This window comes from Kribbella sp. CCNWLW201 (genome assembly GCF_037203805.1).
Taxonomy (GTDB): Bacteria; Actinomycetota; Actinomycetes; order Propionibacteriales; family Kribbellaceae; genus Kribbella.
This window is the reverse complement of sequence record NZ_JBBCBQ010000003.1, coordinates 343,287-358,356: the sequence shown is the minus strand read 5'-3', so window position 1 is coordinate 358,356 and position 15,070 is coordinate 343,287. Positions and strand designations below refer to the sequence as shown.

Annotated in this window: 11 protein-coding genes and 7 tRNA genes; 7 read left to right on the top strand and 11 right to left on the bottom strand. The window is 68.1% G+C overall.

The genetic code is table 11. From position 1 onward, the window contains the following. Positions 1 to 8 precede the first annotated feature (8 nt). The gene (hrpA, locus tag V9K99_RS17100) at positions 9 to 4,127 is read right to left on the bottom strand and encodes an ATP-dependent RNA helicase HrpA (protein WP_337000001.1); all 4,119 of its coding nucleotides are present in this window, start codon (positions 4,125 to 4,127) and stop codon (positions 9 to 11) included. A 143-nt stretch (positions 4,128 to 4,270) separates the two neighbouring features. Continuing rightward, a complete protein-coding gene (locus V9K99_RS17095) occupies positions 4,271 to 4,675 on the bottom strand; it encodes a universal stress protein (protein WP_337000002.1) in 405 nt (134 codons plus the stop codon). Positions 4,676 to 5,210: 535 nt separating this feature from the next. Here V9K99_RS17095 and V9K99_RS17090 point away from each other — a divergent pair. Together V9K99_RS17090 and V9K99_RS17085 are read left to right on the top strand one after the other, a co-directional pair. Beyond that, positions 5,211 to 5,990 carry an LLM class flavin-dependent oxidoreductase gene (locus tag V9K99_RS17090; RefSeq protein WP_337000003.1) on the top strand — a complete coding sequence of 260 codons (780 nt, stop codon included), beginning with the start codon at positions 5,211 to 5,213 and terminating at the stop codon, positions 5,988 to 5,990. Further along, on the top strand, positions 5,987 to 6,694 hold the full coding sequence (locus tag V9K99_RS17085; protein ID WP_337000004.1) for an alpha/beta fold hydrolase: 708 nt from the start codon (positions 5,987 to 5,989) through the stop codon (positions 6,692 to 6,694). Before V9K99_RS17090 ends, V9K99_RS17085 begins: the two co-directional genes overlap by 4 nt. Before the next feature lie 14 nt (positions 6,695 to 6,708). Here V9K99_RS17085 and V9K99_RS17080 read toward each other — a convergent pair whose 3' ends face one another. From V9K99_RS17080 to V9K99_RS17055, 6 genes are all read right to left on the bottom strand, one after another. Further along, positions 6,709 to 8,283 carry an AMP-binding protein gene (locus V9K99_RS17080; RefSeq protein ID WP_337000005.1) on the bottom strand — a complete coding sequence of 525 codons (1,575 nt, stop codon included), beginning with the start codon at positions 8,281 to 8,283 and terminating at the stop codon, positions 6,709 to 6,711. A 23-nt stretch (positions 8,284 to 8,306) separates the two neighbouring features. Further along, a complete protein-coding gene (locus V9K99_RS17075; RefSeq protein ID WP_337000006.1) occupies positions 8,307 to 9,203 on the bottom strand; it encodes an SDR family NAD(P)-dependent oxidoreductase in 897 nt (298 codons plus the stop codon). 645 nt (positions 9,204 to 9,848) lie between these two features. Next, positions 9,849 to 9,920, bottom strand: a tRNA-Val gene (locus tag V9K99_RS17070). A gap of 21 nt (positions 9,921 to 9,941) precedes the next feature. Beyond that, positions 9,942 to 10,012 (bottom strand) — tRNA-Cys (locus V9K99_RS17065). Positions 10,013 to 10,047: 35 nt separating this feature from the next. Further along, positions 10,048 to 10,120: transfer RNA gene (locus tag V9K99_RS17060), tRNA-Gly, on the bottom strand. Between the two features lie 191 nt (positions 10,121 to 10,311). Continuing rightward, positions 10,312 to 11,181, bottom strand: a complete 870-nt coding sequence (locus V9K99_RS17055; RefSeq protein WP_337000007.1) for a sigma-70 family RNA polymerase sigma factor — start codon at positions 11,179 to 11,181, stop codon at positions 10,312 to 10,314. A 114-nt stretch (positions 11,182 to 11,295) separates the two neighbouring features. Here V9K99_RS17055 and V9K99_RS17050 point away from each other — a divergent pair, with 114 nt between their 5' ends. Then, the gene (locus V9K99_RS17050) at positions 11,296 to 11,751 is read left to right on the top strand and encodes a pyridoxamine 5'-phosphate oxidase family protein (RefSeq protein ID WP_337000008.1); all 456 of its coding nucleotides are present in this window, start codon (positions 11,296 to 11,298) and stop codon (positions 11,749 to 11,751) included. Positions 11,752 to 11,774: 23 nt separating this feature from the next. On the opposite strand, the gene V9K99_RS17045 is transcribed toward V9K99_RS17050, so the two are convergent. Both V9K99_RS17045 and V9K99_RS17040 read right to left on the bottom strand, forming a co-directional pair. Beyond that, the gene (locus V9K99_RS17045) at positions 11,775 to 12,215 is read right to left on the bottom strand and encodes a hypothetical protein (RefSeq protein ID WP_337000009.1); all 441 of its coding nucleotides are present in this window, start codon (positions 12,213 to 12,215) and stop codon (positions 11,775 to 11,777) included. A 524-nt stretch (positions 12,216 to 12,739) separates the two neighbouring features. Continuing rightward, a tRNA-Val gene (locus V9K99_RS17040) sits at positions 12,740 to 12,811 on the bottom strand. 124 nt (positions 12,812 to 12,935) lie between these two features. Here V9K99_RS17040 and V9K99_RS17035 point away from each other — a divergent pair. Continuing rightward, positions 12,936 to 13,502 carry a CGNR zinc finger domain-containing protein gene (locus tag V9K99_RS17035; RefSeq protein ID WP_337000010.1) on the top strand — a complete coding sequence of 189 codons (567 nt, stop codon included), beginning with the start codon at positions 12,936 to 12,938 and terminating at the stop codon, positions 13,500 to 13,502. A 100-nt stretch (positions 13,503 to 13,602) separates the two neighbouring features. On the opposite strand, the gene V9K99_RS17030 is transcribed toward V9K99_RS17035, so the two are convergent. Then, positions 13,603 to 14,421, bottom strand: coding sequence for an aminotransferase class IV (locus V9K99_RS17030; protein WP_337000011.1), 819 nt, complete (start codon positions 14,419 to 14,421; stop codon positions 13,603 to 13,605). A 176-nt stretch (positions 14,422 to 14,597) separates the two neighbouring features. On the opposite strand from V9K99_RS17030, the gene V9K99_RS17025 reads away from it, so the two are divergent. The 3 genes from V9K99_RS17025 to V9K99_RS17015 all read left to right on the top strand — a co-directional run bounded on the left by V9K99_RS17025 (position 14,598) and on the right by V9K99_RS17015 (position 14,869). Further along, a tRNA-Gly gene (locus tag V9K99_RS17025) sits at positions 14,598 to 14,670 on the top strand. A 35-nt stretch (positions 14,671 to 14,705) separates the two neighbouring features. Next, positions 14,706 to 14,776 (top strand) — tRNA-Cys (locus tag V9K99_RS17020). A gap of 21 nt (positions 14,777 to 14,797) precedes the next feature. Then, a tRNA-Val gene (locus tag V9K99_RS17015) sits at positions 14,798 to 14,869 on the top strand. Positions 14,870 to 15,070 lie beyond the last annotated feature (201 nt).

The following is a 15,070-nucleotide window of genomic DNA, read 5'->3' as shown; positions in this document are numbered from 1 at the left end:
GCGCGCACTCAAGCCGTTGCGAGGGCCTTGCGGATGCGCTTTTCCGAGACCGGGTAGGGCGTGCCGAGGGTTTGGGCGAAGAGGCTGATCCGGAGTTCCTCGAGCATCCAGCGGACCTCGAGCAGCTCCGGGCTCGGGTACTTTCCGGTCGGTACGGCGTTCAGCCGGGCCTGGTACTCGGCGTCGAGCGTTTGGATGATCGCCATCCCCGAACGATCCCGCATCGCGTTCGCGCCGACCTTGTCCAACCGCTGCTCGATGCCCTTCAGGTAGCGCACCACGTCAGGCAGCCGCCGGGCACCGGTCTCGGTGATGAAACCACGATGCACGAGAGCTTCCAGTTGTCCGCGTACGTCGGACAGCGTCGCCAGCAGCGCCGGACTCGACGCCCGCGAGATCTGCCGATCCACGGCCCGCGCATGTGACAGCACCTGCTCGACCTGCTGCAGGATTGTCAGCACGGTGTCCGCGAGCTCCGACCGTACGGCGTCGCGCAGTACGGAGAAGGCGGTCAGGTTCCACGCCGGGCCGTGCGCCGCGGCCATCAGCTGGTCGACGGCCGCGGCGATCGCGTCGTCGAGTAGCTCCCCGACATTGCGGTGCGGGCCGGCCATCAGCGTCATCTTCTGCTGATTGGTGAGGTTCCGCTGGACCACGTCGATCACCGACGGCATCGTCAGCAACAGGAGCCGGCGGGTGCCGTTCCACATCGCGGCGGCCTGATCGCGTTCGGTCTCCTGCAGCCGGATCGCGACGGTCTTGCCCTCGTCGACGAGTGCTGGGTAGCCGGCGACCGTCAGGCCGTTGCGGTGCTCGGAGAAGCTGCGCGGCAAGTCGCCGAAGGTCCAGTCGGTCAGGCCGGACCGCTCCAGCCCGCTGACCGCCTTCGACGCGACCTTGGAGATCGCGGCTGTCGTCCTCGGCTTCAGCCGTTCCTTGAGCCTGGCCAAATCCTTGCCCTCGGCCACGGTCTTGCCCTTGTCGTCAACCACCCGGAACGTCATGCGCAGGTGCTCGGGCACCCGGCTCCAGTCCCAGTCGCCCGGCTCGATGACCACATCGCGGAGGTTGCGCAGCTCGCGGGCCAGGGCGTCGGTCAGCGGACCGGAGGCCGGGTCCAGCCGGGGGAGGACCTGGCGGGCATGGTCCGGGGCCGGCACGATATTCCGCCTGATTGCTTTCGGCAACGACTTGATCAGGGTGGTGACCAGTTCCTCACGGAAGCCGGGCACGCTCCACTCGAACCCGTCGGCGGTGACCTGGTTCAGCACCAGGAGCGGGAGATGCACAGTCACGCCGTCGGCATCAGTACCGGGCTCGAAGGCGTAGGTCAGGTCGAAGGTCATCCCGCTCTGCGTCCAGGTGAGCGGGAACTCTTCTGCCTTGACCTCCGCACCTTCGCGGACCACCAGCGACCGCTCGAAGTCGAGCAGATCCGCGTCGCGTTGCCTGGCCTTCTTCCACCAGGTGTCGAAGTGGCGGCCGGTGACGACCTCACTGCCGATCCGCTCGTCGTAGAAGGCGAACAGGGTCTCGTCGTCGACCAGGAGGTCACGGCGCCGGGTGCGTTCCTCCAGCTCCTCGACTTCCTCGATCAGCTTGCGGTTCTCGTGGAAGAACTTGTGGTGGGTGTCCCAGTCGCCCTCGACCAGGGCATGCCGGATGAACAGTTCGCGCGACACCTCGGGGTCGACCTTGCCGTAGTTCACCTTGCGCCTGGCAACGATCGGAACGCCGTACAGAGTGACCTTCTCGTACGCCATCACCGCGCCGGCTTTGCGTTCCCAGTGCGGCTCGGAGTACGTGCGTTTGATCAGGTGCTGGGCGATGTCCTCGGCCCACTCCGGCTCGATCTTCGCGTTGACCCGGGCCCACAGCCGCGACGTCTCGACCAGCTCGGCGGCCATCACGAACTGCGGCGGCTTCTTGAACAGCCCGGAGCCGGGGAAGATCGCGAACTTGGCGCCGCGGGCACCGAGGTACTGGTGCTGGTTGGCCGGATCCTTCATACCGAGATGACTCAGCAGTCCCGACATCAGTGAGACGTGCACGCTCTGCGGATCGGCCGGCTCGCCGCTGTTGAGGGTGACGCCGATCTGCGAGGCGACCTGGCGGAGCTGGGCGAAGATGTCCTGCCACTCGCGAACCCGGAGATAGTTCAGGTATTCGCTGCGGCACATCCGGCGGAACTGGTTTCCGGACAGCTCTTTCTGCTGTTTCTTCAGGTAGTTCCAGAGGTTCAGGAACCCGAGGAAGTCGCTGTTCGGGTCGCGGAACCGGGCGTGCGCCTGTTGTGCCTGCGCCTCGGCCTCGGTCGGGCGTTCGCGCGGATCCTGGATCGACAATGCGGCCGCGATCACCATCACCTCGCGGACACAGGCGTGCTTGTCCGCCTCGACGATCATCCGCGCCAGCCGCGGATCCAACGGGATCTGGGCGAGCTGGCGGCCGACCGGGGTGAGCCGGCGATGCCGCTCACCTGCCTTGGCGGACTCGATCGCGCCGAGCTCGGTCAGCAGCTGGAGGCCGTCGGTGATGCTGCGCTTGTCCGGCTCGTCGATGAACGGGAACGCGGCGATGTCGCCCAGCCCGATCGCCGTCATCTGCAGGATGACGGACGCCAGGTTCGTGCGCAGGATCTCCGGGTCGGTGAACTCGGGCCGGCTCTCGAAGTGCTCCTCGGAGTACAGCCGGATGCAGATACCGTCGCTGGTCCGGCCGCAGCGGCCCTTGCGCTGGTTGGCGCTCGCCTGCGAGACCGGCTCGATCGGCAGGTGCTGGACCTTGGTGCGATGGCTGTACCGCGAGATGCGCGCCGTACCGGGGTCGATGACGTACTTGATCCCCGGAACCGTCAGCGAGGTCTCCGCGACGTTGGTCGCCAGCACGATCCGGCGACCGGCGTGCGGCTGGAAGACCCGGTGCTGCTCGGCGTTCGAGAGCCGCGCGTACAGCGGCAGCACCTCGACCGCGCCCGGCCGACCGCGTTGCTGGGCGAACTTGTCGTTCAAGGCGTCGGCGGTGTCGCGGATCTCCCGTTCACCGCTGAGGAACACCAGTACGTCGCCGGACGCCTCGTACTCGAGTTCGTCGACGGCGTCCAGGATCGCCTGGGTCTGGTCGCGATCGATCGTGCTCGGGTCGTCGGGGTCGTTGATCGGGCGATACCGGGTCTCGACCGGGTAGGTCCGGCCGGACACCTCGACGATCGGCGCCGGGTTGCCCTGGCTGTCGCTGAAGTGCTCGGCGAATCGCTCCGGGTCGATGGTCGCCGAGGTGATGATCACCTTGAGGTCGGGTCGGCGGGGGAGGAGCTGCTTGAGGTAGCCGAGGATGAAGTCGATGTTGAGGCTGCGCTCGTGTGCCTCGTCGATGATGAGCGTGTCGTACCGGGTCAGGTCGCGGTCGCGCTGCAGCTCATTGAGCAGGATGCCGTCCGTCATCAGCTTCACCAGCGAGCGGTCGCTCACCTTGTCGGTGAACCGGACTGCGAACCCGATCGTCTCGCCCAGCTCGGTGCCGAGCTCCTCCGCGATCCGCTCGGCGACCGTCCGCGCCGCCAGCCGCCGCGGCTGCGTGTGCCCGATCATGCCCTGCACACCGCGCCCCAGCTCGAGACAGATCTTCGGGATCTGCGTGGTCTTCCCGGACCCGGTCTCACCCGCGATCACCACGACCTGGTGCGCCCGGATCGCGTCCGCGATGTCGTCCTTCAGTTGGCTGACCGGCAGCTCTTCCGGATAGGTGATCTCCGGTACGGCGAGCCGGCGCAACTCCACCCGTCGCTCAGCCTGCTCGATCGCGCCCACGACACTGAGCAGCGCCTGACCCCGCTTCCGGGCGTCCTGCGTCCCTCGAACCCGCTCCAACCGCCGCCCGAGCTGTTCCCGGTCGTGCACCATCAAGCCGTCGAGCCGAGGCAACACCTCGGCCAGCGTCGGTCCATCCGGTACGGCGTCCGTCGTACCAGGGCTGGTTTGGGCGGCACCCGTCGTACCACGATCGCTTTGAGCGCCCGGCGTACCGGAGGACGGTTTGCGGCGGCGGGGGCGCCGACGGCGCGCGGGGTCCTGGGCGGGACCGGTGGCTGGGGTGGGACTCGACGACTCGGTCCGGGCATCAGGCATAACCAGACCAGTTTAGGCGGCCCGACCCAGTCCCTCACCTGGGTTTAGCGGACGCCCAGCCCATCACAACCGCGCCGGACGCGGCGCCCCACGGGGGCGCGGGCCGAGGCGCGCCGATTGTGATGGCCTGGGCGTCCGCCAAATCACTCCCGGGTCGCTGGGGCCTTCACGGCGAGGACCGGGACGGGGGACTCGAGGAGGACTCGTTGGGCGGTGCTGCCGAGGATGAGTTTGCCGACCGGGCTGCGGCGGCGGAGGCCGAGGACGATCAGCGTGACGTCCTCGGCGGCGGCCGCTTTCAGGAGTTCGCCGGCCACGTCGCCGCTGGAGACCGCCTGCTGGACCGTTACCTCGACCCCGCGCTCGCGCAGGGCGGCCTCGGCGGCGGCCAGCTCGTCGGCGTTGGCGTAGCGGGCGTCGATGTAGGCGTCGCCGCGACTGGTGTTGAGCAGCAGCACGGACGCGCCGCGCAGCTCCGCCTCGGTAGCCGCGGCCGCCAGCGCGGCCTCGCCCTCGGGAGTTGGCACATAACCGACCAGGATCTTCACAGCCCTACTCTCCCATCATCGTGGACCTGCCCCACTCACCAAGCACGCTCCGCCCGGGCTGCCCACGCTCAGCCGGAGCCCCACTGCGGCTCAGCGTGGGGTTTGGTGAGTGGCTCAGGTCCGCGCCCGGCGGAACTGCTCGTCCATCGTCGGCCCGAGGATGACGCCGAGGATCACCGGCGCGATCGGGAAGTCCAGCTTCCGCATGAAGAATCCGACCACACCGGATCAGCAGCGCCATCAGTACCTCGTAGCCGGACCCCGACAGCGAGTACACCCCGAGACACGCGATCACCAGGATCCCCCCGTACAGCAACGGCCGCGGCACCTACGCCGAGCTCGGCCTGCCCGCCGAGCTCGCCCGCGGGCTGTTCATCCTGTCCCGCTCGGTCGGCCTGCTTGCGCACGCGCACGAGCAGCAACAGGAAGGCACCCGGATCAAGGGCCCGATTCCGAAGGGCATCATCCCGACGTACACCGGCCACCCACCGCGCTCATTGCAGCCGGAGTAGTCCGGCCTTGTAGCGTCGGGTCCATGGTTGAGCTGCAAGTCGTCCTGCCCGATGAGTCCGCATCCATGCCCCCGGAGCGTCTGACCGAGCTCGCAATTGCCGCCGAGGAACTCGGCTTCGGGACGGCGTGGTTGCCCGACCATCTGCTGCCACCGGGGGAGTTCGGCCCGACGTACGGCGGGGTCTACGAGCCGCTGGTGACGATCGGGTTCCTGGCGGCGCGGACGACGCGGATCCGGCTCGGCACGTCCGTGCTCGTGCTGCCGATGCGCAGCCCGTACGTCGTCGCGAAGCAGGCGGCGACCTTGCACCGGCTCTCGGGTGAGCGGGTCATCCTCGGGATCGGTGCCGGATGGGATGAGACCGAGTTCGCCGCCGTAGGTGCCTCGTTCTCCGAGCGCGGCCGCCGTACCGACGAGAGCCTCGAGATCATCCGTGGTCTGTTCGCGGGTGAGGACCGCGGTGGTGTGTTCGAGCCGAAGCTGCGGGCGCCGCTGCCGATCATGATCGGTGGTACGACGGGGCCTGCGTTGCGCCGAGCCGCACGGTTCGGAGATGAGTGGCAGGGGCTGGGACTGGACGGCCTGGGCTTTGCGGCCGCGGTCGCCAGGCTTCGGGCCCAGGCTGCTCGCCCGATCAAGGTCGGCACCCGCCTGGACTGGTCGAGCGGTGACATCGAGCCGGTCGTCGAACTCGCGCACGAACTCATCAAGGCAGGTGCCGAGACGCTGGCACTGTCCTTCGGAGACGAGGCCGGCGCACTGGACCGGATGAGTCGCTTCACGCAGGCTGTGGAACTGTGACCCGGTTGCTACTGGTCCACGGGTGGGGCGCGGATCGCCAGTCGTGGAACGAGATCATCAAGCTGGTGGAGCCATGGGCCGACGTTCTCGCGCCCGACCTCGCCGGCCATGGTGAGCGGACGGACGAACGTGATCTCACCGTCGACGCGCTGGTGGACGACCTCGCTGCCGGGCTGACCGAACCGGTTGTTGCGGTCGGCCACTCGATGGGCGGGCAACTCGTCGCCTGGCTCGCGGTGCGGTATCCGTCGCTGGTCGATCGGATCGTCGTGATCGATCCGGCGTACGGCGCCGACGACGCCGAGATGGACCGGTGTCCCGCCGTACTGGAGGAGCTGCGGACGCGTGGGGCCGAGTCGGGAGTGGAGTTCGTCGACCGTGCGTTCGCCGACGCGTACGGGAGTCCACTGCACCTGGATGCCCGGGAGCAGATGGCGCGCACACCAGGGCCGGTGCTGGCTGACCTCTACCAGTCGATGTACCTCGCACCGGGCGGCATCGGCGCGAGGCCGGCGGCTCGCGCCTTCCTCCCGACGGTCGGCAAACGCTGCCTCAGCCTCTACTCGAACGAGTACGCAGCCGCCTTCGCACGCTCCATCCCGTGGGCGCCCGGCTCGACCATCGAGGTCTGGCCGGGCACCAGCCACTACCTACACCAGCAACACCCGGACCGCTTCGCCGAACTCCTCAGAAGCTGGATCTGACGTGGGCCGCGTGATCACGGGGGAGTGAGCTTGCTCCGGAGTACCTTGCCGGTCGCGTTGCGGGGGAACTCGTCGAGTACGACGATCTGCCTTGGCGTCTTGTAGCGCGCCAGGTTCGTCCGGACGTGGTCGAGCAGCTCGTCCTCGGTGGCCGGCTCGCGCAGTACGACGTACCCGATCAGCCGCTGACCGAATTCCTCGTCCGGTACGCCGACGACCGCCGCCTCGGCGACCGCAGGATGACTCGCGAGACAGGCCTCGACCTCGACCGGGTACACGTTCTCGCCGCCGGAGACGATCATGTCGTCCTCGCGCCCGTCGACGAACAACCGCCCGGCCCGGTCCAGATGCCCGAGATCGCCGGTGCTCATCCGGCCGTCCACGACCGTCTTGGACGAACCGTCGGAGTAGCCGCCGAACACGAGCCCGCCGCCGGCGAAGATCCGCCCGGTCTCGCCAACGCGCACCGGCCGGTCCTGGTCGTCGAGGATCCGGACCGTGCTGCCGAGACACGGCCGGCCAACGGTCCCGGGCGCCGCGATCAGATCGGCGGAGGTCGCGATCGTGGCGATGCCGATCTCGCTGGAGCCGTACGCGTCGCAGAGCACCGGGCCGAATTGCGCGATGAACCGCTCGGCCAGCGGCGCGCCCAAGGTCGAGGCGCCGGAGATCACCGCGCGGAGCGAGCGGAGGTCGTGTTGCGCGATCTCGGCCGGGCCGAGGTCGAGCATGCGGCGAAGCATGACCGGTACGGCGACGATCGAGCCGGCGCGGGTCTGCTCGACCTGGGTCAGTACGGCGAGGGCGTCGTACCGGCGGAGGAGGACAAGCGGCGATCCTAGGAACAGGGCGAGCATCGAGGTGAGCAGGCCGAGTCCGTGGAACAGTGGCGGGCAGATCACCATCGGCTCACCCGCCCGCAGGCCGAACCGGTTGAGGGCACTCGCAGTCAGTCCCGCGAGTCCGGCGGCCGTCGGCACTCGAGGCGCCGCCTTCGGTGTGCCCGTCGTACCGGACGTGAGAATCGTGATGTGTCCGGGCGTCTCTGGCTTGGGCGCTGCCGGTGCTTTCGAGTCCGCAAGCTCATCGAGCTCGATCACGGTGGGGAGGTCCGCCCCTGGGCTGAACTCTGCGTCGTGGATGAGCAGGTCCGGCTTGTGCCGCTCGAGGACGGCCTTCAGTTGCGGGGGAGCGAACTCGGTGTTCACGAACAGCACGTCCGCGCCGACCCGGGACGCCGACAGCGTCGCCTCCAGGAAGCCGCGATGGTTCCGGCACAGCACAGCAACCTTGCTTCCGGCAACGATCCCGTGGTCGGCATGTAGGGCGGCGGCGATACGTTCGCACCGGCGGTCGAGTTCGGCGTACGTCGTACCGCCGTCCTCGTCGATCACCGCCAGACGATCCGGGAACCGGATCGCGGCGATCGCACCGAGCGCGGCCATCGACTGACCCCACTGGCGCAGCGCCCGCTCGATCCCGACCAGGTGCGACGGCCGGGCGGGACGCCAGACGCCGGACTTGATCAACGCGAGCGACACACCGCCGACCTCGGCCGCCGCCTGCACCAGCCACTCGGGCGGTCGCATCGGTCCGATCGGTCGGGGAGTCCTCACGATTCCTCGTCTCTTGTGGTCCGTTTGCGCTTGGAGCTGATCCGGAAGTACTGCTCCAATAGCCGATCGGTCGGGATCCGAAACAGGTTGCCCAGCAGCTCGGCCGGCCGGACCATCGGCGGCGTGATGTTATGCGTCCTGTCGGCGATCGCCGCACACACCTGATCGGCGGCCTGCTCAGGCGTCAGCCCGGGCATCTTGTTCAGCACCGGCGTCGGCTCGCTCATCCGCGTGTGCACCAGACCCATGTACACCGTCGACACGGTTACCCCATCGCCGCGGATCTCCTGCGCGACACACCGCAACCACACGTCGAACGCGCTCTTCGACGCCAGGTACGCCGACCAACGCGCCATCGGCGGTGTCCGCACGCCGGCCGTCGACACGTTCACGATGTGGCCGGAACCGCGCTCCCGCATCGACGGCAGCAACTCGAGCACGAGTCTTGCCGGCCCGAGATAGTTGATCGCGTTCGTCCGCTCGATGTCGTGAAACCGCTGATACGAATCCGCGATCGACCGCCGAATCGACCGCCCCGCATTACTCACCAGCACATCAACCCGCCCGTGCTCCGCCAGCACGTCCCGCACCAACCCCTCAACCGCCACCGGATCAGCCAGGTTCACCGCGTACGTGTCGGCCTCCCCACCCGCCGCCCGAATCTCCCCAGCCACCTCCTCGAGACGCTCCGCAGTCCGAGCCACCAACAAAACCCGAGCCCCAGCCCGCCCCAGCCTTCTTGCTGTCGCCTCCCCAATCCCGTACGACGCCCCCGTCACCAACACAACCCGCCCACCAACAGCCCGCGTCAACCGCTCATCCCCAACCCGCCGCCGCCCCTGAGCCACCGCAACCAGCAACCCCCACCCAGCGGCCCGCCTATCAACACCCATACCCCGACATTACCCGCAGGTAGCCACCCCCAACAGCCCGTAACTCCCGCCCACCGACGCCCCAAGTCGTCGGGCTTGCGGATGCTCTGAACCCCCAGGCGGCACCGAGATTCCGAAGACCGCCGGGACCCGACGGTCGCAGCCCTTGCTGGGGCGCCTATCGAGGCAGGGGGTTGCCCACTCAGGCAGGGGGTTGCCCACTGAGATTCTGAGCGGGCAACCCTCAACCCGAGTGGGCAACCCCCGACTCGAGTGGGCAACCCCCAATCCGAGTGGGCAACCCCCGACTCGAGTGGGCAACCCCCGATCCGAGTGGGCAACCCCCGAGCTGGGGGACTGTCAGCCAACCGCGGCGAGCAACCCAAGCCGGTCAGCCAACCGGAGTGGGCCACCCGAGCCGGACAGCCAACCGCGGCGAGCAACCCAAGCCGGAGAGCAAACTGTGGTGCCCAGCCCCAGCCGCCGAGCGAAGCGACGGCGCAACACCCGACAGCGGCGGGTGACCGTAGCCGCCGAGCGAAGCGAAGGCGTTAGGGGGTGCGGGTGGCGAAGCCCCCGCCGCGCGGCAAGCGAAGCGCAGCCGCACAAACGACGAAGGCGACCCGGTCCGCGCTGTCCGCGGACACGAGTCGCCTATCGCCTTCGTGGACGATACTGGGATCGAACCAGTGACCTCTTCCGTGTCAGGGAAGCGCGCTACCGCTGCGCCAATCGTCCAAACCTGTACTGAGGGTTTCGAGGTGGAGACGGGATTCGAACCCGTGTACACGGCTTTGCAGGCCGTTGCCTCGCCTCTCGGCCACTCCACCAGTGAGAAGAAAGCTGGCCTGCCGAACCCTCTCCGAGCGGACGACCGGGTTCGAACCGGCGACCTCAACCTTGGCAAGGTTGCGCTCTACCAACTGAGCTACGTCCGCATCGCTCCGGCGGAGTGTTTCCGCTCGGTGCGAGAGCAGAACAGTAGCGCACTTTTCGCGTCTGCAAAAACCAGATTCCGGGGTGTCGCGATCCGGACCCGCCCAGCGTGATTTTCACCCCACCCGCACCACCAGCCCCACCCGTCGGCGACCCCGATCCGTACGCCTCGAGCCGTCGTACGGCGGGACTCTCACGCCTCCAGTGGGGTCAGGTCGACGTCCTCGAGGTAGTCGGGGTTGCCGAGGAGTTCGATGGCGGTGATGCGGCCGTTGGTGATGGTGAAGTTGAAGACGACCTGCGGCTCGCCTCGGTGCGACCAGACCGCGCCGGCCAGACCGTCGACCAGGGTGAGCCTGGCGGCTTGCGCCCGGCCGGAGAAGTTCCCGGCGACGGCCACCGCGCCACGCACCAGCGCGTTCGCGCCGCGTGCCACGACCGCCTCGTCGGCGCGCAGTACGACTTCCGGATCGAGGATCTCCAGCAGCGCCTCGAAGTCCCCACCCCGCGACGCGACCAGGAACGCGGTGACGATCTCCTTCTGCCGACTCGAGTCCGTGTCGGGCGGTTCCGGCGTACCTTGCACCCGCCGCCGCGCCCGGCTTGCCAACTGTCGCGCGGCGGCCGGCGACTTGCCCACGATCGGCGCGATGTCGTCGAACGGTACGGCGAACATGTCGTGCAGCACGAACGCCAGCCGCTCGGCCGGCGTCAACGTCTCCAGTACGACGAGCAGCGCAAGACCGACCGAATCCGCCTGCACCGCTTCGAGTTCGGGATCGGGTACGTCGACATCGGCGAGCACGGGGGAGTGGTCGCCGACCGGCTGCTCCGGGTGCCCGCGCCGTACCCGCAGCATGTCCAGGCAGATCCGACCGACCACCGTGGTCAGCCAACCGCCGAGGTTCTCGATCGCGTCGGCGTCGGACCGGCTGAGCCGGAACCAGGCCTCCTGTACGGCGTCCTCGGCTTCGGGTGCGGAGCCTAGGATCCGGAACGCGACCGCGCGCAGGTGCTCGCGGTTCTCCTCGAACCGCTCCGCCAGCCAGTCGTGTTCACTCATCTGCACCACGTCCCTCTCCGCCTGTCACGTTTCCGGCCCGACGCCGTCATGGGTGTGACGAGCAATCCGCCGTACATGTGACACTGCAGGCCCCCGCACCCCGAGGAGTTCACCATGACAGAGCCGGCCCGCCCTCTGCCCGTGCGCAAGCAGGACACGCTGCGCCGCCTCGAAGAGGACGTCGACCTCTGGGTCGCGACCGCGTCGGACGACGGCACGCCGTACCTGATGCCCCTGTCCTTCCTCTGGAACGGCGAGTCGCTCCTCATCTCCACCGCGGCCGGCAACCCGACCGCCCAGAACCTCCAGAAGAACCCCACCACCCACCTGACCCTCGGCCACACCCGAGACGTCACCCACATCACCGCGACCACCACCGCGGTGATCCCGCCAGAAGCCCTCACGGAGTCCGAAGGCGACACCTTCGCCACCAAGACCGGCTTCGACCCCCGAACCCTGAAGTCCCCGTACCTCTACTTCCGCCTCCTCCCGACCAAGATCCAGTCCTGGCGCGAAGTCAACGAACTAGCCACCCGAACCCTGATGCGAGACAGCACCTGGCTCGTGTAGCTGCGGCGGTGCTGGTACGGCGATCAGTTCGCCGGCGTCACGAAGACCGTGGCAGTGCCCTCACCGTGGAAATGCAGAACGCCGAGCACCGGATCGGTGAACGTCTCGTCGAACTCGAACGTGCACTCGGTGGACGTGCCACGATCCTTGGTCGAGTTGCCCTTCGCGACCGCCGGATCAGTGAACTCGTCGACCACGTTGCCAGCGGCATCGGTCAGGACACCGTGGAACGGCCCGAACGCCGTCGGCACGATGATCGAGTCGCTGGCACTGTCATGCCCGACCGCGAACTCACCATTCCCGTTCAGGATGAGCTCATAGCTCTCCCCGTTGTCACACACAAGCAACACCTCGAACGACCGCGGCGACCCACCCGGATCCGCACCCGCAATCGCCCCCACACCCAGCACCGACGCCGCCCCCAACACAAGCACCGCCCCAAGCCGTACAACAAACCTCAACATGATCCGTCCCCCTTTCCGCCCGGCACCTCCCCGCACCGGAACCTCTTCACGCTAAACCGCCCCACCCCCCAACGCGATAACCCCAAAGTGCCCACCCGATCGCCCACCGCCCCCACCCCTCCAAGCCGCCAACCCGAGAGCGCAGTCAGTGAACGGGGGTTGGCCTTATGTGCTGAACCGGGCTGCCGACACCGTCGTACACATGAGGGCACGCAGGAAAGCCAACCGCGGCGACCAACCCCATCCGCCAAGCGAACCGAAGGCGCTACCAAACCGCAGCGAGCACCCCAGCCGTGGAGCGAAGCGAGGCGCAACACCCAACAGCGGCGGGTGACCGTAGCCGCCGAGCGCAGCGAAGGCGCAGCCCCCGACAGCGGCGAGCACCTCAGCCGCCGAGCGAAGCGAAGGCGCAGGGGGTGCGGGTGGCGGAGCCCCCGCCGCGCGGCAAGCGAAGCGCAGCCGCACAAACGACGAAGGCGACCCCGTCCGCGCTGTCTGCGGACACGAGTCGCCTATCGGCTTCGTGGGCGATACTGGGTTCGAACCAGTGACCTCTTCGGTGTGAACGAAGCGCGCTACCACTGCGCCAATCGCCCGCTCTGGTGTTGTTGGTGTTGCTTGTGGTGCCTTGCGGGTGAAACCTTAGCGCATCATTCAGCGACGATCTAATCCGACCGGGCTACTCTTGCTGCAAGACGGAGACCCCGTCGCGTTGGAGACGTGATTGTGACTTTCTCGCACGACACCGAGCAGGCGCTCGGCACGCTGGTCCGGCTGGTGAACACGCTGCCCGGGCCGAACAGCCAGGTCGACACGATGGAAGCGCTCGAGGATCTGGAGAAGTTCGTCCAGGAGCGCGAGTTCAGCGCGGTCGGCACGCTGACGGAGAAGGACCTGGCCGAGGTCCGTGATCTGCGGCCGTTGTTCTCGCCGGTTTTCACCACGGATTCCGATGCGTCGGCGGCGGCGATGATCAACGCGATCGTCGCCCGCGGTACGACGACGCCGCGGTTGACGAACCACGACGGTCACCCGTGGCACATCCACTACTCCCGTGATGGTGCGTCGCTGGCGTGCCGGATCACGGTGGAGTGCGGGATCGCGCTTGCCCAGGTGATCTCGGCCGGCGAACGCGAACGCCTCCGCCGCTGCGAGGCCCCGGACTGCGACGACGCCCTGATCGACCTGTCCCGCAACCGCTCCAAGCGGTACTGCGACGCCCGCACCTGCGGCAACCGCTTGCACGTCGCCGCGTACCGCGAACGCCGCAAGGCCTCAGGCGAGTAGATGGCCTCCGAACAGCTCTCCGCAGCGGTAAGCGGAGAGCTGTTCTGCATGCCCGGCTCTTACGCTGGTACGGCGCGTCTGGCCGCGGCCGCCGCACTGGTTAGGGATCCAGGTCCTCGGCCGAGCGGGTGGCGAAGATCCGGGCGACCTCGGTGGTGATCGGACCGGGGGCGGGCAGGTCGCGGTCGTCGACGCGGTTGATCGCCTGGACGTCGCGGGTGGTGGATGTGAGGAAGATCTCGTCGGCCTCGTGGAGGCGTTCCAGCGGTACGTCGCGCTCCACCGCACCGAACCACGCGAGGACCAGCGCACGAGTCACCCCGGCCAGCGCGCCCGACTCCAGGGTCGGCGTCACGAGCTCCCCGTCGTACACGCAGAAGATGTTCGAACCCGTGCCCTCACAGAGATTGCCGACCGTGTTGGCGAAGATCGCCTCGCTGCCGCCGCGTTCCTTCGCGTAGGCGAGGGCGCGGACGTTCTCGGCGTACGACGTTGTCTTGAGGCCGGCCACCGCGCTGCGTTCGTTACGGACCCAGGGGACCGTCACGATCGCCGAGGTCGGGCCGGGGCGCTGGATCGCCTGGGACGCGACCACGATCGTCGGACCCGACGTACCGCGATCGGATGACAACGGTGAGACACCACCCGTGTACGTGATCCGCAGCCGGCCGAACGGGATGTCCGGGTCGGCCTTCACCACGGCCGCGATGCCTTCCTCGATCTGCGCGACATCCGGCTCCGGCAGACCGAGGCCGACCGCCGACCGGACCAGCCGCTCCAGGTGCTTGGTGACCGCGAACGGACGCCCGTCGACGATCTTGATCGTCTCGAACACCCCGTCGCCCGTCGTGAGCCCGTGATCGAGTGGCGAGACGACCGCCTGGTCGTCCTGCAGGGTGCCGTTCAGCCAGATACGCATTGGTGCTCCTTCCGCAGAACACCTTAGTGCTAAGGCGATCCAGGGCGATCGGCCCGTCCGTAGGTGACCGTTTGATGACGGTGGGTCGACGTTCTGGGGGACCCCGATTTTTGAACTCCGGCGGAGATGGGCTAATGTTCTTCTCGCGCCGGGGGAACGAAAAACCCGGTCGCGATGCGGACGTAGCTCAGTTGGTAGAGCGCAACCTTGCCAAGGTTGAGGTCGCCGGTTCGAACCCGGTCGTCCGCTCGGAGAGGGTTCGGCAGGCCAGCTTTCTTCTCACTGGTGGAGTGGCCGAGAGGCGAGGCAACGGCCTGCAAAGCCGTGTACACGGGTTCGAATCCCGTCTCCACCTCGAAACCCTCAGTACAGGTTTGGACGATTGGCGCAGCGGTAGCGCGCTTCCCTGACACGGAAGAGGTCACTGGTTCGATCCCAGTATCGTCCACGAAGGCGATAGGCGACTCGTGTCCGCGGACAGCGCGGACCGGGTCGCCTTCGTCGTTTGTGCGGCTGCGCTTCGCTTGCCGCGCGGCGGGGGCTCCGCCACCCGCACCCCCTGGCGCCTTCGCTCCGCTCGGCGGCTGGGGCTGGGCGCCACAGTCGGGTGTTGCGCCGTCGCTTCGCTCGGCGGCTGGGGCTGGGCACC